At 46.6% G+C, this 25770-nt stretch carries 27 protein-coding genes; 8 read left to right on the top strand and 19 right to left on the bottom strand.

The genetic code is table 11. The features are described from left to right. Positions 1–265: 265 nt before the first annotated feature. Positions 266–403: a hypothetical protein gene (locus QFZ78_RS25775; protein WP_307551788.1), complete on the top strand. Its 138-nt coding sequence runs from the start codon at positions 266–268 to the stop codon at positions 401–403. Positions 404–487: 84 nt separating this feature from the next. After that, positions 488–1099, top strand: a complete 612-nt coding sequence (locus tag QFZ78_RS25770) for a superoxide dismutase (RefSeq protein WP_029194504.1) — start codon at positions 488–490, stop codon at positions 1097–1099. Between the two features lie 505 nt (positions 1100–1604). Here QFZ78_RS25770 and QFZ78_RS25765 read toward each other — a convergent pair. The 3 genes from QFZ78_RS25765 to QFZ78_RS25755 all read right to left on the bottom strand — a co-directional run bounded on the left by QFZ78_RS25765 (position 1605) and on the right by QFZ78_RS25755 (position 2740). Next, complete coding sequence (locus QFZ78_RS25765; protein WP_307551787.1) at positions 1605–2084, bottom strand: hypothetical protein; 480 nt, start codon at positions 2082–2084, stop codon at positions 1605–1607. Continuing rightward, positions 2081–2290: an S-layer homology domain-containing protein gene (locus QFZ78_RS25760; RefSeq protein ID WP_307551786.1), complete on the bottom strand. Its 210-nt coding sequence runs from the start codon at positions 2288–2290 to the stop codon at positions 2081–2083. The genes QFZ78_RS25765 and QFZ78_RS25760 overlap by 4 nt, the downstream gene beginning before the upstream one ends. An 81-nt stretch (positions 2291–2371) precedes the next feature. After that, positions 2372–2740 (bottom strand): VOC family protein, encoded by a 369-nt coding sequence (locus QFZ78_RS25755; protein WP_307551784.1) that lies wholly within the window; start codon positions 2738–2740, stop codon positions 2372–2374. 198 nt (positions 2741–2938) lie between these two features. Between QFZ78_RS25755 and QFZ78_RS25750 the strand changes: the two genes are divergently transcribed. After that, on the top strand, positions 2939–4999 hold the full coding sequence (locus tag QFZ78_RS25750; protein ID WP_307551783.1) for an AAA family ATPase: 2061 nt from the start codon (positions 2939–2941) through the stop codon (positions 4997–4999). 356 nt (positions 5000–5355) lie between these two features. Here QFZ78_RS25750 and QFZ78_RS25745 read toward each other — a convergent pair whose 3' ends face one another. Next, on the bottom strand, positions 5356–5991 hold the full coding sequence (locus QFZ78_RS25745) for a LysE family translocator (RefSeq protein WP_307551781.1): 636 nt from the start codon (positions 5989–5991) through the stop codon (positions 5356–5358). Between the two features lie 323 nt (positions 5992–6314). Between QFZ78_RS25745 and QFZ78_RS25740 the strand changes: the two genes are divergently transcribed. Beyond that, positions 6315–7439, top strand: coding sequence for an HD-GYP domain-containing protein (locus QFZ78_RS25740; protein ID WP_307551779.1), 1125 nt, complete (start codon positions 6315–6317; stop codon positions 7437–7439). A 26-nt stretch (positions 7440–7465) separates the two neighbouring features. Continuing rightward, positions 7466–8149, top strand: coding sequence for a Crp/Fnr family transcriptional regulator (locus QFZ78_RS25735; protein WP_307551776.1), 684 nt, complete (start codon positions 7466–7468; stop codon positions 8147–8149). Between the two features lie 21 nt (positions 8150–8170). Here the strand turns inward: QFZ78_RS25735 and mutY are convergent, their stop codons facing one another. Beyond that, positions 8171–9295 carry an A/G-specific adenine glycosylase gene (gene mutY, locus QFZ78_RS25730; protein ID WP_307551774.1) on the bottom strand — a complete coding sequence of 375 codons (1125 nt, stop codon included), beginning with the start codon at positions 9293–9295 and terminating at the stop codon, positions 8171–8173. Between the two features lie 99 nt (positions 9296–9394). Between mutY and QFZ78_RS25725 the strand changes: the two genes are divergently transcribed. Both QFZ78_RS25725 and QFZ78_RS25720 read left to right on the top strand, forming a co-directional pair. Continuing rightward, positions 9395–10060, top strand: a complete 666-nt coding sequence (locus QFZ78_RS25725; protein ID WP_307551772.1) for a hypothetical protein — start codon at positions 9395–9397, stop codon at positions 10058–10060. 243 nt (positions 10061–10303) lie between these two features. Further along, entirely contained in the window at positions 10304–10636 is a 333-nt protein-coding gene (locus QFZ78_RS25720) for a c-type cytochrome (protein ID WP_307551770.1), read from the top strand. Between the two features lie 8 nt (positions 10637–10644). On the opposite strand, the gene acpS is transcribed toward QFZ78_RS25720, so the two are convergent. Then, the gene (acpS, locus tag QFZ78_RS25715; protein WP_268617487.1) at positions 10645–11031 is read right to left on the bottom strand and encodes a holo-ACP synthase; all 387 of its coding nucleotides are present in this window, start codon (positions 11029–11031) and stop codon (positions 10645–10647) included. 210 nt (positions 11032–11241) lie between these two features. Here acpS and QFZ78_RS25710 point away from each other — a divergent pair, with 210 nt between their 5' ends. After that, positions 11242–12219: an aldo/keto reductase gene (locus tag QFZ78_RS25710; protein ID WP_307551769.1), complete on the top strand. Its 978-nt coding sequence runs from the start codon at positions 11242–11244 to the stop codon at positions 12217–12219. Between the two features lie 70 nt (positions 12220–12289). Here QFZ78_RS25710 and nadE read toward each other — a convergent pair whose 3' ends face one another. The 13 genes from nadE to QFZ78_RS25645 all read right to left on the bottom strand — a co-directional run bounded on the left by nadE (position 12290) and on the right by QFZ78_RS25645 (position 25748). Then, complete coding sequence (gene nadE, locus QFZ78_RS25705) at positions 12290–13099, bottom strand: ammonia-dependent NAD(+) synthetase (RefSeq protein WP_307551768.1); 810 nt, start codon at positions 13097–13099, stop codon at positions 12290–12292. Positions 13100–13271: 172 nt separating this feature from the next. Further along, entirely contained in the window at positions 13272–13709 is a 438-nt protein-coding gene (locus QFZ78_RS25700; RefSeq protein WP_047687537.1) for a BrxA/BrxB family bacilliredoxin, read from the bottom strand. 121 nt (positions 13710–13830) lie between these two features. Then, positions 13831–14238 (bottom strand): DUF3905 domain-containing protein, encoded by a 408-nt coding sequence (locus QFZ78_RS25695; RefSeq protein ID WP_373460211.1) that lies wholly within the window; start codon positions 14236–14238, stop codon positions 13831–13833. Beyond that, positions 14235–15122: a prolipoprotein diacylglyceryl transferase family protein gene (locus tag QFZ78_RS25690; protein ID WP_307551767.1), complete on the bottom strand. Its 888-nt coding sequence runs from the start codon at positions 15120–15122 to the stop codon at positions 14235–14237. Before QFZ78_RS25690 ends, QFZ78_RS25695 begins: the two co-directional genes overlap by 4 nt. Positions 15123–15359: 237 nt before the next feature. Next, positions 15360–16346 (bottom strand): substrate-binding domain-containing protein, encoded by a 987-nt coding sequence (locus tag QFZ78_RS25685; protein ID WP_307551765.1) that lies wholly within the window; start codon positions 16344–16346, stop codon positions 15360–15362. Further along, positions 16343–18139: a cache domain-containing sensor histidine kinase gene (locus QFZ78_RS25680; RefSeq protein ID WP_307551763.1), complete on the bottom strand. Its 1797-nt coding sequence runs from the start codon at positions 18137–18139 to the stop codon at positions 16343–16345. Before QFZ78_RS25680 ends, QFZ78_RS25685 begins: the two co-directional genes overlap by 4 nt. After that, positions 18136–19752 carry a response regulator gene (locus QFZ78_RS25675; RefSeq protein ID WP_307551761.1) on the bottom strand — a complete coding sequence of 539 codons (1617 nt, stop codon included), beginning with the start codon at positions 19750–19752 and terminating at the stop codon, positions 18136–18138. The genes QFZ78_RS25680 and QFZ78_RS25675 overlap by 4 nt, the downstream gene beginning before the upstream one ends. Before the next feature lie 106 nt (positions 19753–19858). Further along, positions 19859–20833 (bottom strand): ABC transporter substrate-binding protein, encoded by a 975-nt coding sequence (locus QFZ78_RS25670; protein ID WP_307555894.1) that lies wholly within the window; start codon positions 20831–20833, stop codon positions 19859–19861. Positions 20834–20952: 119 nt separating this feature from the next. Then, on the bottom strand, positions 20953–21957 hold the full coding sequence (locus QFZ78_RS25665) for an ABC transporter permease (protein WP_373461068.1): 1005 nt from the start codon (positions 21955–21957) through the stop codon (positions 20953–20955). Positions 21958–21977: 20 nt separating this feature from the next. Continuing rightward, positions 21978–23480 (bottom strand): sugar ABC transporter ATP-binding protein, encoded by a 1503-nt coding sequence (locus QFZ78_RS25660; RefSeq protein ID WP_307551759.1) that lies wholly within the window; start codon positions 23478–23480, stop codon positions 21978–21980. Between the two features lie 457 nt (positions 23481–23937). Beyond that, positions 23938–24624 carry a PspA/IM30 family protein gene (locus QFZ78_RS25655; protein ID WP_307551757.1) on the bottom strand — a complete coding sequence of 229 codons (687 nt, stop codon included), beginning with the start codon at positions 24622–24624 and terminating at the stop codon, positions 23938–23940. A gap of 3 nt (positions 24625–24627) precedes the next feature. Next, positions 24628–25083 carry a PspC domain-containing protein gene (locus QFZ78_RS25650; protein WP_307551755.1) on the bottom strand — a complete coding sequence of 152 codons (456 nt, stop codon included), beginning with the start codon at positions 25081–25083 and terminating at the stop codon, positions 24628–24630. A gap of 2 nt (positions 25084–25085) precedes the next feature. Then, entirely contained in the window at positions 25086–25748 is a 663-nt protein-coding gene (locus tag QFZ78_RS25645) for a PspA/IM30 family protein (RefSeq protein ID WP_307551754.1), read from the bottom strand. Between the last annotated feature and the right edge of the window lie 22 nt (positions 25749–25770).

Raw genomic sequence — 25770 nt, 5'->3', positions numbered from 1 at the left:
CTAAAAATGTGTTAAAATTCACAAAAAACTTAGTTTTTTTCGGTTTTCCTCTTGAAAGCGCTTAAATGCAAGCGTTTTCACCAAATTATTTCAAATATTTAGCATATTTATCGTCTAAAAGATATCACCTCATGTATAAAAATCGTGCTAACGTCGGATTTTATAGAAGGATGTGCAAGGAATGGAGGTGAATCCATGTCAAACAAAGATGAGTCCGCGGCGGTCATACCCACGAAATATACGTGATTTTCAGGAGTTAAGCTCAATGAAGCCTAGTGAATGGACGGAGATCGAACTCCACTATAATCACAGAGCAATGAGTGATTTATCCCCTTGGCTCAATGAACAAGGAACCCATATTCACAGTCAAATCATCCAGGAAATTGAGCGCCGCGGCGTCTGACTTAGTAAACATACATGTTGCTTTATTATCGAAATTCCTTCATAATGAAGTTGAAACTACATAATTTTAGGAGGTATTTATACAATGGCACATCAATTACCAGCTCTTCCGTATGCAAACAACGCACTTGAGCCACACATCGATGCAAAAACGATGGAAATTCACCACGATCGTCACCATAACGCCTATGTAACCAACCTGAATGCAGCTCTGGACAAACACCCTGCTCTGCATGACAAATCCTTAAACGACCTGATCGCTGACCTGAACAGCCTTCCTGAAGATATCCGTACTGCCGTTCGCAACAATGGTGGCGGACACGCCAACCACTCCCTTTTCTGGGAAACAATCGGACCAGAAGCTGGCGGTGCACCTACTGGCGCATTAGCAGCAGCTATCGAGAGCGAGCTTGGCGGCTTTGACAAGTTCAAAGCAGACTTCGCTGCAGCAGCTACAACACGTTTTGGCTCTGGCTGGGCTTTCCTAGCTGTTGACAAAGCTGGCAAATTGAAAGTATACAGCTTGCCTAACCAAGACAGCCCGATCATGGAAGGCGAAACGCCGGTCCTTGGTCTTGACGTATGGGAGCATGCTTACTACCTGAACTACCAAAACAAACGCCCTGACTACATCGCGGCTTTCTGGAACGTTGTCAACTGGAACGAAGTTGGCAAACGTTACGACGCTGCGAAGTAAATATCTGTGCATAGTGATAGCGACCCTGCGGGGTCGCTTTTTTTGGCATGATACTAGACATGGGCTGTAATATCTGAATTTCATTGGACGAAATCCAATGAAACACATTATCAGACTTTGGATATCCTACTTTAATTGAAAAAAAATTCCAATGTAATCTACGATTTTTCCATGAAAATTAATATTTGGAGGCATTTTGATTGGAAATATCCAATAGTAGATGTTATGGACATGCCGGAATGGGAAAAACATTGGATAAACTCCAATAGTTCGGTTTAATGGCTTATTTTATCCATCCAGCCATTCACCTTCCTTTTTATATAAAATGTCTAACATTCATTCTTACTTTACCGTCTTTCAGCTTTTCTTCAACGTGAACTTCCATAAAAGCTGATTCCATTCTTTATGAACATTTTGGTAATACCCCCCAGCCGTGCCGGAGAAACTTCTACACAAAAAAAGGCTCCAGCAGGATTCCCTGCCGCAGCCGTTCTTGTAAAAGGTATTACCACTTATATTGCGCGCAGGCTTTCGTTTTCAGCGCTGCTTCAAAGCTGGTACCCGTCTTTTTAAACAATTGCTTGACATCCTTCACTTTTGTAATGAAATGCTCCTGCTCGAGACTGATCGACGATTCGGTTGGACTCATGAAGTCATAGCCGAAGGGTCCAATCTCAACCTTAGCACCCAACGAAAATTCCGGACAATCGCCGTTCCATTTGCTTGTTAGCTTAATTCCATCCGAGAAGGAAGCCGGTCCCCAGGAAGCCTTAAACGTTGCTTCGGCCACTAGCTCGGTATTGGACAAATCCTCCAACGGGTTGATTTCGAAGCTGTCGCCGACTCCGACACCCGCTTCAATGCAGGCAGAGAACCCTTCGTCTGTGATACATATCTTGCCTGCGCCGCCCAAGCCTTCATACGCACTTGCTCCGACACAGAACAAGCCGCACGGATCCCGATACTGGATCGGATTGTTATTCACAATACTTCAGCAGCGCGACTCGATAAAGCTGTCAGTTCGGCTCTAGTAACCAAACGGTCTGGTTTAAAAGTACCATCCTCATAACCGTCAATCAGGCCAGCTGCGAACAGCTCTTCTATCTGCACCTTGGCCCATTCCGGCAAAGCCTCCCTAAGGGTCGCAGTTCCCTTGATCTGCAGCCTCTTTATTGCCGGTCGCTGCCGCAACCACTTCCTTGTTCCATAACGGAAAAGATGAGGTCATAAATATACTAAAAATAAGTAAAACAACCATTATTCTATGAATTCTCAGCGTCCCAAGTTTTGCGGCCATAACACCATAATCTCGTTACCTTCGGGATCAGGGAAACGAAAAGAGATCCCTTCAGGCTGAACATACAGCCCACTCGCAGGGACACCCTTGGATTTAACTCGCTCCCATAGTTCCTTCATTTCAATCAGTGAACCTGCATGGAATACTATCTGCACCGAAATAGGGTTACTCACGATACTTAAATTGCACAAGCCGCCCTCTCCGTCGAGGGTTAGCTGCGAAACCTCATTATCCGCATCAGAAGCAATCAGCTTCATGTCAAAGATTGTTTGGTAGAACACAGCCAACCTTCCTCTGTCACGGGCATAGAGACCAACACTTCCCAGCCGTAAGCGACGCCTCATTGCTCACCCAACCTTTCTACTAATATGTATCAAAGATATCACGGAGAATGACGGCGCATAATTATCCCATGAGATGCAAATGGGGTATCCAAAAGGATACCCCTAGCAAATTTTGTATCTATACCGCATGAAGCACTCCGTGTAAAATGGGAAATAAAGGTTTACATTAAACCTCCATAAGTAGGTGATTAGAAAAACATGATCGATGAACAGTTTGAAGAATTAGAGAGCAGATGGTTAGTGGGACGGAGGCGAGAAATTTCATTTTTTTTGCAGCTGCTTCAGGATTCCTCTAGACCCCAAAAAATCGTGAATATCTATGGTACCGCAGGCATCGGCAAAAGCTCTCTGTTAGACGAATTTCAGCGTCAGGCTAAGGCTAAAGGGGCTTTCACCCTGTCGATCGACAGTGAGGGATTCGTCAAAACGCCACAAGCGTTATGTGAACACATCCTTACCCTGCTTCCTGCTCAGAGCCCCGAAGCCATGGAAGCATCAGACCTTCCCGTTATGTGTCTACAGGCGCTTAATCGATTGTCCTCGGAACGGCCGATCGTTCTGTTTATTGATGTCTATGAGCAGATGGAGAGTATGGACCAATGGCTTCGGGATTATTTTCTGAAGAAGTTGAACAACAACGTTCTGACCGTTATTGCCGGTAGATACCCGCTAAATGAAGCGTGGCATCTTTCCCCTGCCTGGAGACCGCTTATTATGCGCATGCCCTTATCAGAGCTGGATTATGCGGCTGTCGCCCGGTTTGCGGAAAATACATACATTACGAACGAAGAGACTATCCAGCGAATTTGGCGCTATTCCAAGGGACACCCCTTGACACTATCCTTGATCGCTTTCCTGTTCAGCCAACCCGACTACTCAGACAAAGCTGAGCATCCGGGCGGCGATGACTCGCTGCCTTATCTCGTCAGCCAGTGGCTCCGCGAGGTTCCTGGGGAGCATCTACGGCCTTTCATTGAAGCAGCCTGCGTTCTCCGGCACTTCAATCAGGAAAGCTTGTCCTTCGTAATGGAGCGAGAGATCGCAGCGTCTGAATTTTATCAGCTTATTCGCTTCTCCTTCATCCGAAGGGTGGATCGGGGATGGACGGTACACAGTTTAATGAGAGACGCAGTCAATCGCGAGCTTCTGTCCCGTACTCCCCAGCTGTATGAAAAAATCAGGGCAAGGGCGCTGCTGTATTATTATGAGCGCTTGACCGACAACAGCAAACAGGTACCCGATCCAAGGGAAGCCATCGAGCTGATGTATTACATTGGTGATTCCCTGATTCGTGCGTTTATGAACTGGTTCGAGCTCTCGCCAAGACACTATGAAACGGTCGGCAGCCACCACCGTGAGGAGCTGGAAGCCTACGCAGCCAAAAGGGTGGCAAACGCCAAGGATACCAGAATTGAACTATATGACCCCCATACAAACGGACATTTCAATTTTCTCCTCACGTCGAAGGAAACTTGTTTCACGGTACAAAAGTTAGATTTTGAAGCGCTCTTCTCGCTTGGCTTTGACGTCGTGCGTGTTATGAGGGATGCGGCAGGGGAAATTATCGGGCTTGCCGTCATCATTCCGATCCACCGCGATACCCTGCCATATTTAAAGCGGGCACCCCGCTCCTCCGCTTATTTCAGCAGTTTATCACCGCAGATGAGCGAGCGTTTATCTGTGCCTTCACACACGCGCGCCGGTTGGTTTATCGAAACGATCGATACGGCGGATTTCGCTGATGCCTCCCAGCAGGCAGCGATGGGGCATTTGCTCCATTCGTTGATTTTCACAGGGGAATTGATCGTTGAATCCCCCGCTCCGATCACGTATTTTATAGAGGCGCACAAGAGTCTAGGCTTCGAGGTAGTTCCGAACGGCAGGCACTTTAATTATGATGGCGTAACGCCTACGGATACATTTGTTTTGGATCTGCAGAACGAGCAGGTGGTTAGCTATATTCATCGGATGCTTGCTATCACTGGGCAGCGGCAGCTTCTAGAGCAAGAAAAAGCTCCTCAGCCGCAAGCTGTGCAAATCTTACAGGAGGATCGTTCTTATGACCGGATATCGGAAAGAATGGACATTACTCCCCGAGAAAAAGAAGTCGCAAAGCTGCTGGAGAGAGGTTGTACGAATGGGGAAATCGCAGCAAGCCTATACATCAGCGAAGTCACTGTGAAGAAGCATATCAAATCAATGTTCGCTAAGTTTGACGCAACGAACCGGACCCAATTACTGAAGAAGCTGCTGGACTGAGCCGCTGAGAAGTTCCTGATTTTTTTGGTTTCAGTCGATTGCAAGGAAAAGTTACCCGAACTTAAGTTAGCGGAACGTCGATGCGTTATTTTAGGGGATTTGCGCTAGAAATCCGATAAGAGGAACGTAGAGGCGCTATTTGAGCAAATGAGCGATTTGGAGGCAAAAAAAAGCGAAATAACGCATCGTCGTTCCTCTTCCTCATGATTTTGGTGTTTTTCGTCCAAATAGTGCCTCTTCGTTCCCTCGGACAAATTCTGATTACCATTGCATAGTGCAACAAAGGGTAAAGATATAGAGTATAGCGGAAAAACCTCCCAAAATGACTTTTGGGAGGTTTTTCCGGTTAATGCGAATTATTGAGGAGCCTTGGTTTGAAGGAGCTTTAATCCCATTCCAATAAAGATAATGCCCGTTATTTTGTTTAAAACCGTGCCAATTTTTGCGCTTCCTCTTACTTTTTTTGTCATGTGCGAAGAAAAATAGGCAATAAAAAGACACCATAGCAATCCAGTGAACGTAAATGTAAGCCCTAGAATGATAAAAGGGATAGGACCAGAAGCCTTTTTGTCAATAAATTGCGGGAGAAAGGCAATGAAAAATAAAGAAACTTTTGGGTTCGTAAGACTTGTCATAAGCCCTTGCACAAATATTTTTTTTATGTTTTGTTTCTTGGGCTCAGAAACAGCATTAAAGTCTACATTTGTTTTATCAAGTAACATTCGAATTCCGAGATAAACTAAATAGATGACTCCCACTATTTTAATGATATTGAATAGGAGAAGTGATTTGGTAAGTATGATTGATAAACCAAAAGCAACTAGTAAGGTGTGGATTAAAGAGCCGCTTATAATGCCATAAACCGAATAAATACCCGCATTTCTCCCCTGGGAAATACTTCTTCCCACAATATACATCGTATCTGCACCAGGAATAAGATTCAATAGAATGCCAGTTAGCAAAAATACCTCATAATTAATTATTCCATACATATTCGCACCCCCCCATTTTTTTACGATTTTATCACATTAAAGCAAGTTGTATAAATAAAAAAGGATTTTTAATTTTTTTAATAATGACTTACACGGCAAATGAGATAAAAAGAGAGCTTAATCTATAAAACTTCATCAAACCTTTATTAAACCTTTGCCGAAATTTTACCCTGAATCTGTTACCTTTTTCACAGAATTCCTTTCATTAGATATGCCATAATGATCATCGTAGTACCAAAATACAATTCATTGCGATTATTTCATGAGTCCTAGGTCTCATTTTTATAATTGTGCTTAATGAAAGTGAAAGTAGGAATTTAACTATGCGAATTATTCCAACCATGATGTGTCAGCCGGGGATGCGGCTAGGTAAGGCAATTTTCACCGAGGAAGGTCAGGTGCTTGTGGGTTATCAGGTGGAACTCACGTTTTCGATGCTGAAAAAGCTCAGCCAGATAGGTATCGATCATTTATATATTGAGGATCCGCGAACCCATGACGTTCAAATTGAAGATCCCATACAGGAAGATACAAGACTGCTTCTTCGCACTTCGCTTGGCAAGATATTTGAAAGATTCAGCCCCACATCAAGCTTTAGCTCAACGTATCCAACACGCAGCACCACACCACTCAGTAAACTTTTCCTTGAAGGCATGTCTCGCGTCATCGATGATCTTCAGTACCACCGACACGAAGCCGTCATGTTAACTACTCTTAATATGGTGCCTGCCACGAATATGGAGCAGCATTTTTGCCAGAATGCTATGAATGTATGCATCTATGCGACTAAACTGGCTATGCAGCAAGGTACTTATTCACGAGATGAGCTCATGACTATTGGGCTCGGCGCTCTCCTGCACGATGTTGGGAGTGTGCAAATTCCACTACAGCTGCTGCAGAAACAAGCAAGCCTAACACCAAATGAATACCTGGAAATACAAAAACATTCGCTCTATGGCTTCCAAATGTTAAAAGATGAAGCTGGCATCCCTCTTCTGTCCGCACAGTGTGCTCTGCAGCATCACGAACGAATAGACGGCAGCGGATATCCGTTCAACTTGAAAGGGAATCAGATTCATCCTTACGCCCGCTTGATTGGTTTGCTGGACTCGTACGACGCCATGATTCACAATCGTAACTACCGCAAGGCCATCCCCCCACATCATGCGCTTGAAGTTCTTTACGCAAACGCCGGAAAGCTGTACGATATAGACATGGTCAAGCTGTTCCGCAATAACGTCGCAATCTACCCACTAGGCCTCGGTGTTTCCCTGAATACAGGTGAATCCGGCATCGTCTCCCGCTTAAACACCCACAGTATGCAGCGCCCCATTGTCCGTATACTTAGAACTGCTTCAGGAATTGAGCTTAAAGAGCCCTACGAGATTGATTTATCAAGAGCCTTGAATGTGATGATTGCAGAAATCGGAGAACAGCTGGTCGTTTAATATGGCCGAAATGAGATGAATGCCTGATGAAAACAATCGTTTCTTTACTTCGAAATGTCCCCTTGTTTCAAGAGCTTTCGGAAGAAGATTTACAGACAATTGCTCCTTTATTCATAGAAAAAAAAGCAAAAAAGGGCGGAATTCTTTTTCTCGAGGGTGATGAAGGTGAGGAATTATTTCTTATTAAATCAGGTGTCGTGAAAATATATCGCTTGGATGAAGCCAAGGAAATTATTCTAGCTTTGTTTCGTGATGGGGATTTTTTCGGTGAAATGTCCTTGATAGGCAGCGGTCATACTCGGTCCGCAACCGCTGAAACAATGGAGTCTTGTACACTCTATATCCTCAAACGTACGGTATTCACTCAGTTCATGGAGAAGAGCCCTAAACTATGTTTAAAGCTCCTAGAGACCACGATGGGACGACTGCGTCTGGCCAATGATCAAATCTATGACCTTACGTTCTTAGGGGTTCGCTCTCGTATCATGAAGACCATTATCCGTCTATCCGAGCAGCATGGTATCCCTACACCGGAAGGTCTTCTGATTAATGTAAAACTTACACATCAGCAGCTAGCTAACATGGTAGGCACTGTGCGGGAGTCCGTAACCAAGGTGCTGCAAGAGCTCCTCGATGACGAGCTTATACAAATTGATAAAAAGTTAATCACATTAAGAAATGTGGATGCCATTAAGAACGAGATTCGATAAAAAAAGAGAAAACCGAGGAAATTACTCCTCGTTTCTCTCCTGCCACTCTTTCATAATCCGTATAAAAACGTTCGGAAAAGCGTATTGATCGAGCTCTTCCGGGCCTACCCAGCGATAATGAAAAGGGATCCATTCTCCCCCGTGACTTGAGCGGTTCACGTTACTTAGCTTAGCACGGTATACTTTCATTTTCCAAACGATATGACTGAAAATATGTTCAGTATCCATGAACCAATCGTTAGGTTGGATACTGATTTGTTCCTGATCCACAAGGGCTTGACGGAGCTCACTCCTATTAACCTCATCTGAATTCCACCCCTCAGACTTCCAGGCCACATGCGGCAGCTCCCACATACGAGCTAGCAACCCCTCTTGAGGGCGCTGCCTAATCAACCATTTCCCTTCGTTCTCACCCGTACCTTCTATTAATGCCACTGCACGCAGTTCTGGACGCGGGGGTTTGGCTTTCTTTTTGATAGGCAGGGCTTCTTCCATACCAGCTTCTCGCGCGGAGCAATGAGCCATTACAGGGCACGTCAAACAGTGCGGTGAACGAGGCGTACATACCATAGCCCCAAGCTCCATCAAGGCTTGATTGAAATCACTTGCCGTACCTTCTAGGATGAGTTCGCGTGCCAGCTTCTCCATTTTGGTCCGTGTTGCGGGCTTCATAATATCTTCTTCAATTAGAAAATAGCGCGATAGGACTCGCATAACATTGCCGTCCACAGCAGGTTCAGGTTTATTATAGGCGATGCTGAGGATCGCTCCTGATGTGTATGGACCGACGCCTTTGAGCGAGGAAATCTCCTCTTTATTTTGCGGGACGATACCGTCATAGCGCTCGTGAACTTCTCTGACTGCCGTTTGAAGATTTCTTGCACGCGAGTAATAGCCGAGCCCTTCCCACGCTTTGAGCACGTTCTCCTCTGGTGCAGTTGCCAATGCTTCAACTGTTGGAAATTGCTCGACGAATCGATGGAAATACGGAATCACCGTATCCACCCGGGTTTGCTGCAGCATGACTTCGGAAATCCATATATAATAAGGGTTTTTGCTTCTTCGCCATGGTAAATCCCGTTTATGCGTTTGGTACCAATCCAATAGATTTTTGGAAAAATAATCTTTCTTTTCTTCGCTGTACATGAGCTCTCCTTCTCTATGGGGCACGTTCCAGTTATAATGAATGAATGGACATGTTTCCATTATACGAGAAGTGTGGAACATAAAACTAGAGGTGAATGTATGCAAAACTCAAAACAAACAGATCTGGCAAATACGAATCGGCAGGATTTGGAGAATAATAAGAGGCAGGATTTGGAGAATAAAAGAAAAGCCTGGATCGGTCAAGCTAACGCATTAATCCCGCTTCTGTTCATTTGGGGCGCGGAATGGATGTTCAGCGCGCTTGTCGATGTTGCGATCTATTGGCGCGACTTGGATTGGCTGAAGCAGGCGGCTTTTATAACGGCGGTTGTGGCCAGCTTGGTTCAGATATGGAGCCTGCGTAAGGAATTTAGCGCTGACTCTGCTGAAGGTGCACGTGAAAGATCAGCTGGCTCGGGTGGACATGCAGGCGCAAGGTCAAGTGCTGGTGAGCGTGACTGGGGACATCCAGCGTTTCTGGTGCTGCCTGGAGCGATGCTCATTGCAGCCGTTGCTCTGCTCGAGGCCATTGGCGCTGTCAGCCCGCTCTTCGCGCCGGTGCTGCGAGCGTTCATTCTCGCCATCGGGTTCGTGCAGGTTGGACTCCTGCTAGGTAAACCGCTTGTTTACCTTGGCTTGTGGCTGTTCGCCCTGTCTGCGCTGATGGGCGTGTGGTATTTAGGTTACTCCGGTGTTGTACTGGAAGGAATGGGCGGCATTAGCCTTATTCTAAGCGGGTATATGCTGCGCATTTGGGGACGGTAAGTGGGATAAGCAAAAAAGCAGAAATGATGTAAAATGCGAATCAAATTCTGGCTTAGCTAAGATCGTTTGAATTAACCCCAGCATAGGAGGAAGCTCGCTATGGAACAAAGCAAAAAGGCTTGCGATCGCGCAAGCCTGAACAAATATCGGATGCCGGAGGATAAGCAATCCGGCCTAGCACCCAGACCGCCGCTGCACGCAGTACGGCGGTCTAGATGGATCGGCGCGCTCGTTATTGCGCCGATGGTTCTAGTGCTGGCCGCGTGCGGCGGTGGTACTTCGGGTGGCAGCGCCACCACGAAGACACCGGCAGCAACCGCGGCAGCCGAGAGCAACCCTGCGTTCGTGAAGGCGCAGGAGCTCTTCACAACGAACAAGTGCATCAGCTGCCACGGCGTTGATCTTGCTGGCAAAGTCGGCCCTAAGACGAATTTGCAAAAGGTCGGCAGCAGACTGAGCAGCGAGCAAATCGCGAATAAGATCAAGAATGGCGGAGGCGGCATGCCAGTCTATAAAACCACGATTTCCGAAGAAGAAATCGGGCTTCTAGCCGAGTGGCTCCATTCGAAGAAGTAGTCGTCGCTTTAGAGCTTCTCCACGATTGCATAGGCGGCAGCCATCGATTCCGTATGTGTAATGCTAATATGGATGCGGTGGCTGCCTATTAAGCCTGCCCGCAGCAGCGCTGCCTCGTTCACACGGCATACCGGTTTGCCTAATTCATCCGGAAGCACCTCGACGTCTTGAAAGCCAATTTGCTTGCCAATTCCGCAGCCAATCGCTTTAACAATAGCCTCCTTAGCTGCAAACCGGCCTGAAGCAAACTCAGCGAGTCGACCTCGCCGTCTCTGCGCCAGCTCTCTCTCCTGTGGCGTCAGAATTCGCTCCAGAAATCTTTCGCCCGTAGAACCCTCTAGCATTTTGCGAAGCCGTGCAATTTCAACTAAATCCGTTCCGACTCCAATAATCATAGACATCTGAGCCCCACTTTTCTTGCAGCGTTGTGCGTACAATTTACATGATTCCTAGCTCGCGGTCAAGGGGAGGAAGGGCTTGTCTGTACTTGTCCCTCCCCCCCATGCTTACTTCGAGGTAAGTAAGTTACACTATTTTCAGTTCTTCTGCCGAGCCTTGACTAGGGTTATACTGGGTATAGATTTAAAAGCTGGGAGGCCAACATAATGAGAATCATGCCACTTGAGAAACGTGGAATATCGAACAGCAGAATCGTTTTTGGATGTATGGGAATTGGCGGGGAATGGAATTCGACTCCTTATACAAAGGAAGATTACATCATCGCTGAGAAAGCTGTAGAAGCTGCATTGTCGATAGGCATTACGATGTTCGATCATGCTGATATTTATAAAAGAGGTAAATCCGAGTCTATTTTTGGGGAAATCCTCAAAAATAGACCCGATCTGCGCGACCAAATCATTCTTCAATCCAAATGTGGGATTCGCTTTCAAGACGATGTAAATCCACAGCGTTTTGACTTTAGCAAAGGCCACATCCTGAGTTCGGTTGATGGCATTCTTCAGCGTCTTGGTGTGGAACATTTGGATGTCCTGCTTCTTCATCGTCCAGATCCGCTCATGGAACCGGAAGAGATCGCAGAAGCGTTCAACCAATTGAGATCAGCTGGAAAAGTGCGTCATTTCGGCGTATCCAACATGACTTCCGCTCAAATGCGTTTCATTCAAAATTCCCTTCCAGAGCCGCTTGTAGTTAATCAACTGGAGATGAGCTTAGCACGCTTAGACTGGGTTGAGCAAGGCATCTTGGTCAACCAAAAGGCTGGCGTAGGCATCAATTTTGCCGATGGTATTCTCGAGCATTGCCAAATGGCAGACATCCAAATTCAAGCTTGGGGACCTCTTGCTCAAGGTAAATTCTCCGGCAGAGTTGTGGAGGATGCACCGGATACGATCAAAAATACAGCTGCACTCGTACAAAAAATGGCCAATGAGAAAGAATCGACGCCAGAATCCATCGTACTGGGCTGGTTAATGAAACACCCAGCTCGTATTCAGCCGGTTATCGGCACATCTTCTGCAGAGCGCGTTCTAGCTTGCCAAGATGCTGTACGAATTTCCGAAATTATGACTCGCGAAGAGTGGTACACTCTCCTCGAAAGCTCCCGCGGGACTCGCATGCCATAGGTTTACTTATATTCACGACAACACCCCCCGACCTCTTTGGCCGGGGGGTGTTGTTATGTCTCTGTAGAGCCTAAATACCCGGAATCGGGATTCGTTTATGTTCCGTTTTCAAATATTGCTTCTCCAGCTTCTCCTGTACAGCAGCATCAATTTGCTTGCCTTCGAGGTAGTCACTGTTATCTCCGTATGTAATACCCAGCTCGTTCTCGTCCGTTTGGCCGTCCCAGAGTCCAGCTGACGGAGCTTTAACCAGCACGCTTTGCGGTACGCCAAGCTTCGAGGCAAGTGAACGCACTTGACGCTTGTTCAGCGTGCTCAGCGGCGTAATGTCAACTGCACCGTCGCCATATTTGGTGAAGAAGCCAGTTATTGCTTCAGATGCATGGTCTGTCCCTACAACGATCAGTCCCAGTTCAAAAGCAAGCGCATACTGCATAACCATGCGTGTCCGCGCTTTGATGTTGCCTTTACCGCCTCGGCTCACATGCTGGTGGACGCCGATATGCTTGAGACCATACTCGACTTCAATAGCGATTTCGTCGACAGCTTCTTCAATATTATTCTCGATTTGATATTTCAAATCGAAGGCTTTGGCTACTGCGTAGCTGTCCTCGATATCTACTTGCTGACCGTATGGCTGAAACACACCGACGGTTTTGTACTCTTTGCCCTTTTCGGCCGTCAGCTCGTCCGTCGCTTGCTTGCATAAACCCGTAGCTACAGCACTATCGATGCCGCCGCTGATGGCAATCAGCAGTCCGTTTGCATTCGCACCCAGCACATAGTTTTTCAGAAAGTCCACACGTTTGCGGATTTCTTCATCCACATCAATCTCCGGCTTAACGCCGAGCTTCGCGATAATTTCCGTTTGCAAACTCATGCATCTCTCCACCTTTTCTATAGTTTGAAACCATTCATTCTTTAAGCATTAGTATAGACTTTCATTCCTGAAATTTCAAAGGAAAATCCATCGGACAGGAGTCCAAAAAAGAAAAGGCCACCTTTGCAACTACGGCAAGGTGGACCCTATTCTGTATAATTAATGCTATTTATTATTTGCAGAATTCATTGAAGGCATTAATTAAGTCGCCAGCAATCATATCTGCGGAGCGGTCTTCGATTTGGTGACGTTGAATGAAGTGTGCAAGTTCACCATTCTTGAATAATGCGATGGAAGGGGATGATGGCGGGTATGGCGCCAAGAATTCACGCGCTTTCGCTGTTGCATCCTTCTCTTGTCCAGCGAACACGGTGTATGTGTACGTTGGCAATGTATCGTTTTGAAGTGCTTTGGCCACACCTGGACGACATTGGCCGGCTGCGCAACCACAAACGGAATTAACGACTAACAGCATCGTACCATCCTTCGATTTTTCAATCGCTTCTTCTACTTGCTCTGGTGTAAGAAGCTCTGTAATACCCAGACGAGTCAAATCTTCTCTCATCGGTTTAACCATATCTTTCATGTAAGAATCAAAAGACATTGCCATATGTGCCACCCCTTAGGATTTATTAGTTACTCTCAAAACGTAATCGTTATTAGTTATATTATACATCCGATAGCCGTGAAAGCAAAGTCCAATGTCTCAAATAGAAATAAAGCGAAAGCTTTTACGCTTCCGCTTCATCTTCCTTCTTCGTTGTCGATTCCTTGTACGGATCGTAGGAAACATCTTTATCCGGGTGCATAAAGATACCGCTTTGCGGCACGATGCCTTTTTCAAAATAATCTCGATTCTCGGCACTTTGGAACCCAATATCCTTAAAAGGATGAACCCATTCGTCTCCAGCCATGACCTCTGGGTCAGTCTCTACCGTCCAATTCATAAGCGGGGAATTATCGGATTCATAATCATGATCGCCGATAACAACGCCATGCTCATTCACAAATGCTTCTCGCGGGCCGCGCCCCTGCTCAAATTGAGGGAGAAATTCAATCTCGAATGGATCCAGATCGCTTTGATTTTGATTGCTCTGGTCCTGAGCTGATTTGGCCATCTTATTCTTGTCTGGACTCATGTGGAAGGTCGGTTTGGACCGTCCAGTTTCTTATCAACGAAGCCCTCTTTCCCTACTGGTTTTGCGGACTTCTCGCGCTCTAGGTTTTGCTGTTCTTGCTGGACTTGCGTCTTGGAATCGTTTTGACTCAATTCACTCAGCTCCTTTCTGCTAGTATTATGTGTCAAAACGGGGAGAAGCATTCCAATGATAAGCATGAATAGAAACAATAACTGCGCTGAACTGAGATACAGCAGAGTGGGTTTAGCAGCAGCAAAAAAGCTGGCCAGCATCCCTGCCGCGCCCCCAAACAACAGCGAATATTTTAGCAATACGACTTGTCCAAGCATCTTCTTATGCAGCTCAATCAAATGCTGCCAGATAAGCAGCGGCACAAGAAGCAGCGAAAAATAAGCGTGATAAGGATGGAAACGAGATACCGTACCTTCGACTCCAATGCCCCAAGGTACTGTTGTAGGCAGTCCATATGCGGGAATCAGTACGCAGTATAGAAACGCAGCAGCGGTTATTCCCAGCGCGAAAACATCCAGTACAAGTAAGAGTGGAATTCGATTTTTATGAATTTGGTAGTACATGTAGATACAAGCAATCAGCATACCTAATGAAATCTCCGTGCCCGAGCCAGACACCATAAGCAGCTTCAACGGATTGTTCCACAATAGGGATGGCTGCGTCACAATGACCCCTAGCTTCCAGGTCAACAAAACGATAACGGCACCGTTAAAAATAAGATCCTCAATAGGCTTGGCAGTTACGGTATGGGTATGATTCATCAAACGCTGCGATACCCTGCGGATTAACCATAGTCCCAAAGCACACGCCAGCAGCAGCGCTAGTAATCTTCCTTGCAGTTGAAACGGTCCAATCTGTAACACATCAGGCATAGATAACGCCAGCCTCTCTCTTTCGACTATCTTTATCGTAGTCAAAGTAAGAGTCAACTGCAACTATTAAAGTTCCAAAAATTGAAACGCGAATGAGGATTCCTTTGCTTTCGACATTAAAATCCACTATTTCCCGGGAAATTTGTAGAAGTGGTGTATTCTTCGTCTAAATAACACGAAGAAGCTCCCCACAAGGAGGAGCTTCTTGATAAAACAGATCGGCTAGACGCAACTCTACTATTTCTCAACGAATGGAAACAGCAGCTTTTGGTTTTCTCTGGTGTACATATTTTCTTTTGTGATAACCTCCGAGCCAGTATCTATGGATGCTTTAACTTTTTCCCCATTATAAACCTGAAGCGCTGTTTTCACCGCTAAATATCCCATGTTAAAAGGTTTTTGCACAATGGTTGCTTGCAGGATCCCCGCTTCCAGAAAAGCTATTTCATTCATCGAGCTGTCGAAGCCGACCAGCTTAATGCTATGCTCAGGATCAAGCTCTTTCAACGCCCGCGCAGCCCCTATCGTAGAAACTTCATTCAATCCGAAAATGCCGCGAATATCCGAATGTTCGGCAAGGAGCTTTTTCGTTTGTTCATATGCCTTGTCCTCATAACCGTTACTATATAATGTGTCTAAAATCTGTACAGAAGGATCATTCTTCAAGTTGTCTCGCACCCCGTTTTCCCTATCTAACTGGGTCGTGGAAGTTTTAACAAAGCTGACGATCGCATACTTAGCAGGTCCCTGAACGTAGCGTCTCATCGTTTCCACTGCTTTGCGCCCTGCTTCATAGTTATCCGTTGCAATGAAACTGGTTGAAATGCCGCCTTCAAGACCGGAATCCACAGTAATTAGCGTAATGCCGGAGCTGATTATTCTTTGAGCAACAGGCACCAACCGGTTATAATCCGTTGCCGCCAAAATGATGGATTTCGGCTTCAATGCGATCGCCTCTTCCACCAACTTTATCTGCTCGTCGATGTCTGATTCGGACGGCGTACCCATCACTTTCACCTCTGTATTGTACTCTTTGGCCGCCGCAGTCACTCCTTGATTCAAAACCCGCCAAAATTCCACATGAGGGTCAATCGTCTTGGGAATGAGGATAATCGACCTGTCCTTTGCCTCCATGCCTTTTGACACGATGAGATACGCAGTCGTCATGAGCAGGACGATTATGATTGCAATCGCTACGTAGCTTGCTCTAATTTTCAACCTCACACCTCATTCTCACTATCGTTATGGATTGGGGGTATTGCCGGAATACGTACGGTTACCGTCGTGCCCTCTTCCAGCTCACTCTCAAATTGCAATCCGTACAGCTCCCCGAAATAAAGCTGGATGCGGTGATTCACGTTGTGCAAGCCGAAACCTTTGCCTGACTCCGTTTGACGTGTCTTGAGCATCAACGTTTTCAATTTCTCCTCGCTCATTCCCACACCGTTATCCATGACCTTGAGCTCAATATCTCCTTCGATCCTACGTCCCGTGATTCGTATATGACCGCGGTCCGGTAGATGCTTCATTCCATGGTAGATGGCATTTTCAACCAAGGGCTGCAAAATTATTTTCAATATTCGACAGCTGAGAATGTCCGATTCCACTTCGACTGCGTACGTAAATTTATTCCGATAACGGATGTTCTGAATCGTCAAATAGTTCTGAATGTGTTCCAGCTCAACCGCAATTGGAATGAGTTCTTCCCCTTTGCTAATGCTCGAACGAAGCAGTTTGGACAAGGCCGAAGTCATCGTAACCACTTCATCCACTTTGCCCATTTCGGCCATCCAAATGATAGAATCCAGTGTATTGTACAGAAAATGGGGCTGAATCTGCGCCTGCAGCGCCTTCAGCTCACTGATTCGTTTGACTTCCTGATCTTTCAAAGTTTGGTTCATGAGCTCTTTGATTTTGCTGATCATTAGATTGAAGGTACGTGATAGTTTACTGATCTCATTCGCACCCTCTACATCGACGCGAATGTCGAAGTTGCCTTTTTCCACCTGCTTCATATGCACTTCCAGTTGTTTAATCGGCTTGGTTAGAGTGACCGATAGCAAAATGGAAATCGCTAAGGCAATGATTAACGAGATGCCTCCCCACATCGCAGAAGTTAGCTGCATGTCCTTCTTATTTCCGCTTAGATCCCCAGCGTAAGTAACCCCAACAATTTTCCAGCCAAATTTCGTTGTACGGACGGTGTAGATTTTGCTTTGCTCTTTTTCTTGCGTATGGAAGGTGCTGTCCTTTGCCTGCAAAAGAGTAGGAATATCCTCTGATTTCAGCCCTGAGTAGATAAGCTGCTGCTGCGGATGATAAATCAGATCGCCTGCTTGGTCGAGTATGAACACATACCCTCTTTGCCCCAGTTGAATTTGGTTGCATAGATCATTAATGACGTTATAATTCAGATCGACCAATAGAACACCGCTTGCCGCTCCAGGCAACGGATTTGGCATTTGTTTACTGATCGATACGACCCATTTGTACTCATCCTTATATATGTGTTGAATGTGTGAGGGAGAAATGGCCACGTCGTCATTGTTTCTACTAGCCTTGCTGTACCATTCTTGCGTAATTAACTCGGCATATGATTTGAAATTTGCATCCATGCGTTCCGATACGACGGCACCATTGGAGCCCGCAAATACGATGGAAGCGATATCATTCCGTGAAGCAACAATGGCATGAAAATAACTGCTGATCTGACTCGCTAGCTGCACCCCCTCTGTTCCCTCCGGGTTTTTCAACGCCAAGTATCGTTTCAGATCGGCATTGCTCAGGGATAGAGCAGATATACTCTCCATGTTGCCGATGTAAGTTTGGATATTTTTGTTTACTTGCTCGATAAGCTGCTTGGTATATTCCAATGAAGTATCCGTAACGGCCACCGTAGAGAGGCGGTAAGCGCTGTAGCTTAGGATGATGGTTGTGCAAAGAATTAAGCATGAAAACGCCAGGGCAATCTTCGTATGGATGCTTTTGAATTGAATAGGACGCCGCCAACTTCTCATAGGCTCATCTGACCTTTGTGCGCTGCTCGGAATTCTTTGGGGGTCATGCCTGTATTTCTTTTGAAAATAACGCTGAAATATTGTGGGTCACTGTAGCCAACCTTAGCAGCCAACTCATAGGTTTTCAGCTGCGAAGCAGCGAGCATTTCTTTGGCTTTATCCAAACGGTATCGGGTCACGTACTCGACGAAAGTCTCGCCGGTATGCGGTTTGAACAAAGCGCTGAAGTAGCTCATGCTCATATAAATATGATTGCACACCTGCTGAAGCGAGAGCTGTTCGTCCGCATAATGTGCATGAATGTAGGCGACCGCGGCTTCCATCTGAGCTTGAGACACCGTGGTTCGTTTCTCAGCCAGCAAGTCCACGAGCGCTAGACAAATTCCCTCTAGCCAGAGCCGCACATCATCTAAGGTTTTCCTGGCATATAACTCCATGAAAGAATGATCGCCGAGCACCGCAGCTTCTTCGAAACCGGTCTCCACCAACACGTTCATTAAAGCGACGAGCAGTTTATTCAGTTTTCCGTAGCATTTATCCATCGAGCAGGTGCCCTTCTTCATTTCATTGATCCAATCCTGCAGCGTAAGCGTTACGATCATCTTTTCACCTGTTTTAATAGCGGAAATCACTATCTTCTCCATATGGATGTAACTCAGATTGTCCTGGCTGCTCCCAAATTCCATATCCCCAATTGAAATGATTCGGTTCTTCCCAAGCAAAAAGCGGTAATCCAGCGCAGAAAGTGCTTCTTGAAATGCTTTTGGCAGGTCTGGCAGATCGCTGCAAGTGCGCCCAATTCCCATCGTTACCGTCATGCTCAAATATTTCTCGATGCTGTACCTTACATGTTCGGCAAGCGTTTGACAGGTCAATTCGATCCTTTCCGGATCGCCAGAGAGCAGTGCGACAAGCTTATCATCACGCGTTCGAAATACGATGCCACCTTGCTCCTTCTCCATGATTTCATGAAAAATGTTGTAGGCCGCAAAGCGTAACAGCTCCTCCTCAGCTACTTGGTCATTGTAGAACTCACGGTGAAACTCATCAATATCAAGAGCAAGTACCGTAAAACTAGGACCTCTCATAGAAAGTCCAAACATCTGGAACTTGCGATCAATTTCATCTCTTCTCATGCAGGAAGTAACTAACCGTTCAAGAAATCGCTCTCGAAGAAGCGGCATGCTCTCGTTAAACTGATGACGGAGAAAGGTGACATCTTCCCTCTGTTTACGCTCTTCATCCAGTTCTAACCTTAACTTATGAAGAAATTCGGTAAACTCTACGGAGTTGATCGGTTTCAGCAAATAATCTTTGACCTTGAGTTTGATCGCCTGCTTCGCATAATCGAAATCCTCGTAACCGGTTACAATAATAACTTTAACATCCCGGTAATTCGCGGCAATTAGCTCTGTCAGTTGAAGGCCGTCCATGAACGGCATGCAAATATCTGTAATAACGGCATCAGGCTGCAGAGTCTCCAGCGCCTCATAGGCATCTCTGCCATTATCGAAATCTCCAACCAGTTGGAAGCCGCAGGCCTCCCAATTCGTCTTCCGCTTGATGCCTTCTCTGACTTCATCTTCATCGTCTATCATGATGATTTTGTACATTATGGGTCACCTCTGGCGAAATCGAATTAAGCTCTATGTGTATTGTACACAGCAGGTTCATAAAATAACAATAGAGGCTGCCCATAATGGCACAGCCTCTTTTTTCCTATTCGTAGAGCAGCGGCTTGATGTCAGCAGCATCAATGTTCGTTTTGTCGTACCAGTGGAAGCCTGTATCGATCGATTTAGGAACAGTCTCACCTTTAATCGATTGGACCGCTGCTTTCACTGACCAGTAGCCGATGCCGATCGGATCTTGTGTAATGGCACCAGCCATCTTGCCGCTCCGGATCGCATCCATTTGCTGCTTGCCGGAATCGTAGCCGACGACGGTGATTTTGCCGTCTTTTTTCAGCTCTGTCACGGCATTGATAACACCGATTGCGGATCCCTCGTTTGCGCCGAAGAAGCCTTTAATACTCGGATGAGCTTGGATAATTGCTTTGGCCAAATCTGTGGACTTGAGTTGATCGCCTCCGCCGTACTGCGTATCAACAATTTTGATTTTCGGATATTTCTCTTTAATCCGATTCGTGAAGCCATCCCGGCGATCAATGCCCGTACGGCTCGTTTGGTCATGTACGACAAGGGCGATCTCACCCTCGTTTCCGATGAGCGCTGCCATTTTGTCTGCTGCCAACGCGGCGGCAGCTTTGTTATCGGTGGCGGCCGTCGTCACCGGAATGTCGCTGTCGACTCCGGAGTCAAAGCCGATGACGGGGATTTTGCCTGCTTTTGCCTTCTCTAACAGTGGAGTAGCAGCTTTGCTGTCCAACGCGGCGAAAGCGATGGCTGCTGGCTTTTTGCCTAGTGCTGCCTGCAGCATTTCAATTTGCTTATCCACTTGTGTCTCCGTTTCCGGACCTTCAAAGGTAATTTCTACATTAAATTCTTTGGCGGCTTTCTCAGCCCCTTGTTTGACAGCTTGCCAGAATTGGTGCTGGAAGCCTTTTGAGATGACCGGAATATAAATTTTATCCGATTTGGCCGCCGCTGGCGCCGCTGTTGATGCTGCTGGCGCAGCCGTTGTCGCCGCTGTTTTCGTATCCGTCGTTTTGGAACCGCATGCCCCTAAAACCATCGTCGTTACCAATAAAAGGGATGAAACTACCGCAAATCTCTTATTCCGTGTATGCAATCTTGATCTCCCCTTACGTTTAATTTGTTGTATGTGACTCCGGCTTGGAGTGAATACCGACTTTATTTTTTGCGACGTCGCATCATATCAGCGTAGACCGCTAGTACAACGACAACACCTACAATAACCGTCTGCCATTCTTGTTTAACAGATAAGATACGCAGCCCGTTCGTGAGTACGCTCATGATAAGGGCACCGATGACGGTTCCGAGAATGGATCCTTTGCCTCCGCTTAAGGAAGTGCCGCCGATGACCACTGCAGCGATCGCTTCCAACTCATAACCAGAGCCGAGCGCGGGCTGAGCGGAATTGAGACGGGAGGCCATCATAATGCCGGCGATACCGCTGAACACGCCAGTCAACGAGTAGATAACAATTTTCCAATAGTCTACATTAACGCCGGAAAGCCTTGTGGATTCTTCATTGCTTCCTAGGGCAAAGTTATAACGTCCAATGATCGTCCTCGATAAAATAATGCTGGCAATGATCGCTGCTCCGAAGAAGACGAGAATGGCGTTCGGAATTTCGAAGCCAGGAATGATTGAATTAAGAATGGACCCCATCGAGATCTGCGAGAATGCCGGCGTATCATTAAAATAGATCGGCTTCGTCCCAGAGATGACGAGAGAAAGTCCTTTGGTCACCATCATCATAGCTAGTGTTGCGATGAAAGGCGGAATTTTCATCTTTGCAACGAGAAGCCCGCTGATGAGACCGCAAATGGCTCCAGTGGCAATGCCGCCGATAATGCCAAGCGGCATAGGTAAATGCCACGTTGTAATGATGACTCCTGCCATCACCGACGAGAAGGTCATGACGGTTCCTACGGCCAGATCAATTCCAGAGGTGATGATTACGAACGTTGAACCTAGAGCAAGCACACCGATAACTGCCGTTGAGAGCATAATGGCTACAATGTTATTGAATTGAAAGAAATTGCTGGAAGACAACGAGAAGATGATAACCAGCATAATCAAGCTGGCGAATGCCAGCAGCTTCTGCGCAGCACCGGTTTGACTCGACATCGTGGGCACTATTTTTTTACGTACTAGCCATGTTGACATCATGATTCCTCCTAAGACATCCGCTAACTGATTCGCATCGTGGCATATTTCATAATCGCTTCCTGGGTGGCGTCCTGCTGACGCAGCTCGCCGGTAATTCGCCCTTCGCACATGACCATGATGCGATGGCTCATGCGCAATATTTCGGGCAGCTCGGATGAAATCATAATGATTGATTTCCCTTGTGCCGCTAGCTCATCCAGCAGCTTATAAATCTCCGTCTTCGCGCCAACATCGATACCTCTCGTGGGCTCATCGAAGATGAGAATGTCGCAGTCCCGCAGCAGCCATTTACCGATAACGACCTTCTGTTGATTGCCGCCTGAAAGAAATTTAACTTGCTGATGAATGCTCGGCGTCTTAATTTGAAGCGCTTCCACATAGTGAGAGGCTGACTGTTCAATTTTGCCGTCATGCATCCACCCGAACAGACGTCTCGCTTTGCGATAAGAGGCAACGGCGATATTCGTCTTCACGTCCATATCCACCATGAGCCCATAACGTTTACGATCCTCGGATAAATAACCGATTCCATGCTTCACGGCATCATGAGGGGCTTTGATCTGGACCTTATGCCCGTGGATGCGTATGTCGCCCGAGTCAATTGCATCTGCGCCGAAAATGGCCCTTGCCACTTCGGTACGACCGGCTCCCATAAGACCTGCGAAGCCAAGAATCTCACCTTTTGCCAAATGAAAGGAGACATCCTTCACGGAAGAACCACGGTTCAGATTCGTAACCTCGAGCACTCTTGTCTCTGAAGCCTCGACGGTAATCTGCTGCGTACTGACATAGAGTTCGCGACCAACCATCATTGCAATGATCTGATCGATGGTCGTATCTTTCGTCTGTACCGTATCGATATAACGACCGTCACGCATGACAGTGATGCGATCGGTAATTCGCTTCAACTCTTCCATCCGGTGGGAAATATAGACGATGCCCACCCCACGCCCACGCAGCTGTTCAATGATCCGAAACAGCTCTTCGATTTCCGCGTTAGTGAGTGCCGCCGTTGGCTCATCCATGATGAGCACTTCGGATTGAAACGACAAAGCCTTAGCAATTTCCACCATTTGCTGTTTGGCCACTGTTAGCTCCGACACCTTCGTCCGCGGATCGAGCTGGAGATTCATTTCGCTCAGCAGTTGCTGTGCCTGATCGTTCAGCTTCCTATCATCGACGAACAGCTTGATTCCCTTCCTCGGCTCGCGCCCAATAAATATATTTTGGGCTATCGTCAAGTCCGGCATTAAGTTTAGCTCTTGATGAATCATCGAGATGCCAAGCTGCTGAGCTGCTCTCGTATTGGGAATGTTCACTTCCTTGCCTTTTAGGATGATTCTGCCTTCATCTTTCTGGTAGACACCCGTGGCGATTTTCATTAATGTGGATTTTCCGGCGCCGTTCTCGCCAACAAGCGCATGCACTTCACCGGCTGCCAACTCCAGACGACATTGATGGAGGGCGTGCACACCAGGAAAATGCTTCTCAATTCCTTCCATCCGGACTAGAGCTTCACTCATGACCTCACCTCGTATTTCGTTTAACATTTCGTGCTTATGTGCTTATTCTATCTGCAATTGGCCGAAATAAGAGTGGATAAATCTCTTCAAAAAAGTTGAAAATCTTATGATTTTGAAAACCACAAAAGATTATCAACAAAAAAACTTGCTCCAAATAGTGTTGTATTTTGTGCAACATTAGGCAGCCAAATTCGCGTGATCCCGGCGATTGTTGTAAAACATACAATAATTTCAGCCAAAGTAGCTCTATTGGATGAAACAAGGCCAATTTGTTGTACTTCATACAACATCTATAGTTTGGTGAGATAAAAACAACGAAATTGTTGTACGTTGTACAACTTTCCCCCAAATAAACCTTGGAAAGGACAGACAAACTCCTCCCCCTCTAACCCTCTAAGCCCAACGTAAACATAAAAAAACCCCTCACAAGGAGGGGCATCTCAATAAAACACAGTCGTTACTCGGCTTCTTTAACGTTTAATTTCTCTTTCAGCAGATTCAACTGCTCATCAACTTTCGCTTGTTTTGCAACATCAACGGGTGTGTAGCTGCCTACTGAACCAGCTGGTACGTAAGGCTTGCGGGCGATTTCCGCTTCAACTTCCAGTTGGATAATTTTCTCTTCCATACGTTGGAAGCCGCGGGATGCGTTGCCGCTCTCGATGACGCCATTGTAGGAAACTTGTGCCATTTGTTTTTTGGCTTTAGCCAGTTGAGCGCGGGACACAAGCTCGTTGCGTTTGTTACGTAGTTTGTAGAACTCGTCTTTCATTTCGTGCAGCTGCTGTGTTAGCTCGTCAGCATGTGCTTTGGAAGCGGCATATAGATCTGTGAACTCAACAATTTTATCTTCGTGATACAATTTTTCTTCAACAGCTTGGCGAGCGATAGCCTCTTGGCCATTTTTGATTGCTGCGGAAGCCTTAGCTTCACGGTCAGCCACGAGACGAACAGACTCTTCCAAACGCTGCTTCAGCTTGCGCTCATTGGCGATTTGTCTAGCAACGGTAACTTCAGCTTGTGCGATTTCTTGCTCCATATCCCGTAAATATTGATTCAACATAACGATCGGATCCTCAATTTTATCCAATACCTCGTGAATTGATGCTTTTGTCATATCTTTCATTCTTGTAAATACTCCCATGGTTTACACGTCTCCTTTTTTAATATCAATTGGTTGTTGTTCGAAGCGAGCGACTTTGGCTCTCAATTCTTCTACTTCTCTTTGCAGAGCTTTCTTTTCGATGTCTTTCATCATCTCATCGATATTGTTGGTTTTCCCTGCGTCGTACGGAGCATTGAAGCCCGTATGTTGTGGCGCATGGGTTGGGTGCGGCTTGTGAGCGTTCCAAGCCCCGCCATTATAGCCTTGACGGCCATATGAGCTGGCATAGGGATCAAATGGAGGCTGATCGTACCCAGGTTCCTTCGGAATGACAAGTGCAGCTACAAAGTAGATGAAAATGACCGTCCCACCGGTGAAGATTGTGGTGATAACCACTAACAAACGTAATAGCGTTGCATCTACATTCATGGCCTCGGCGAGTCCGCCGCATAGGCCAGTAACTTTCTTATCTCTTCGTGAGCGGTATAGTTTGCTCATGATTATTTGGCTCCCTCCTGCTGCAGTCTGTTTCTCAGAGCTTCCATTTCAGCATCTACTGCCGGGTTGCCCCCGCTGTAGTAGCTTTCACGCCCCATTCGTCTTACATCGCGGAGCGTTCTGGCATGAAGCTCCATATCGGATACGCGCTCTTCCAAGCGACCGAACATCCGTGGTGTCGCATCCTGCGCCACACTGCTGCGAGCGTGTAGTCTTTGCTGCAACCGAGCGGACTCCATTCGCGCTAAGTAGTAGCTGCGTTTGTCTGCCACTTCTTTGTAATCGGCTTTGAGCTGCTGCAGCTCTTCATCCAGATCAAGGATGGACTGCTTCGCTTGCTCGTACAATTCATGATACTGCTCGCTTTTCTCTTCGGCTTGCAGCTTCTCTTGAAGCACGATCCTTGCCATATGTTCTTCGCCGGCCTTCAGAGCAAGCAGCGCTTGATGCTCGCGCTTCTCTTTGGTTTCCAGCGCCGTCAGATATTGCTGCCGGAGGGACGCTGCATGGCTGACGCATTGCTGATACAGTCTCTCGGACTGTTGAAGCTGCTCACGCTGCGCTGCTAAGTACTGGTCAATCAAGCGGACCGGGTCTTCCGATCGCTCCAGATGTTCATTCAGTGTTGCTACGGTAATGTCTCTCATTCGCCTAAATAGGCTCATCTCTCATACCACCTTTTTCACT

The organism is Paenibacillus sp. V4I5 (genome assembly GCF_030817255.1).
Classification (GTDB): Bacteria; Bacillota; Bacilli; order Paenibacillales; family NBRC-103111; genus Paenibacillus_E.
The sequence above is the reverse complement of the archived record's forward strand: the minus strand, read 5'-3'. Positions and strand labels throughout refer to the sequence as shown.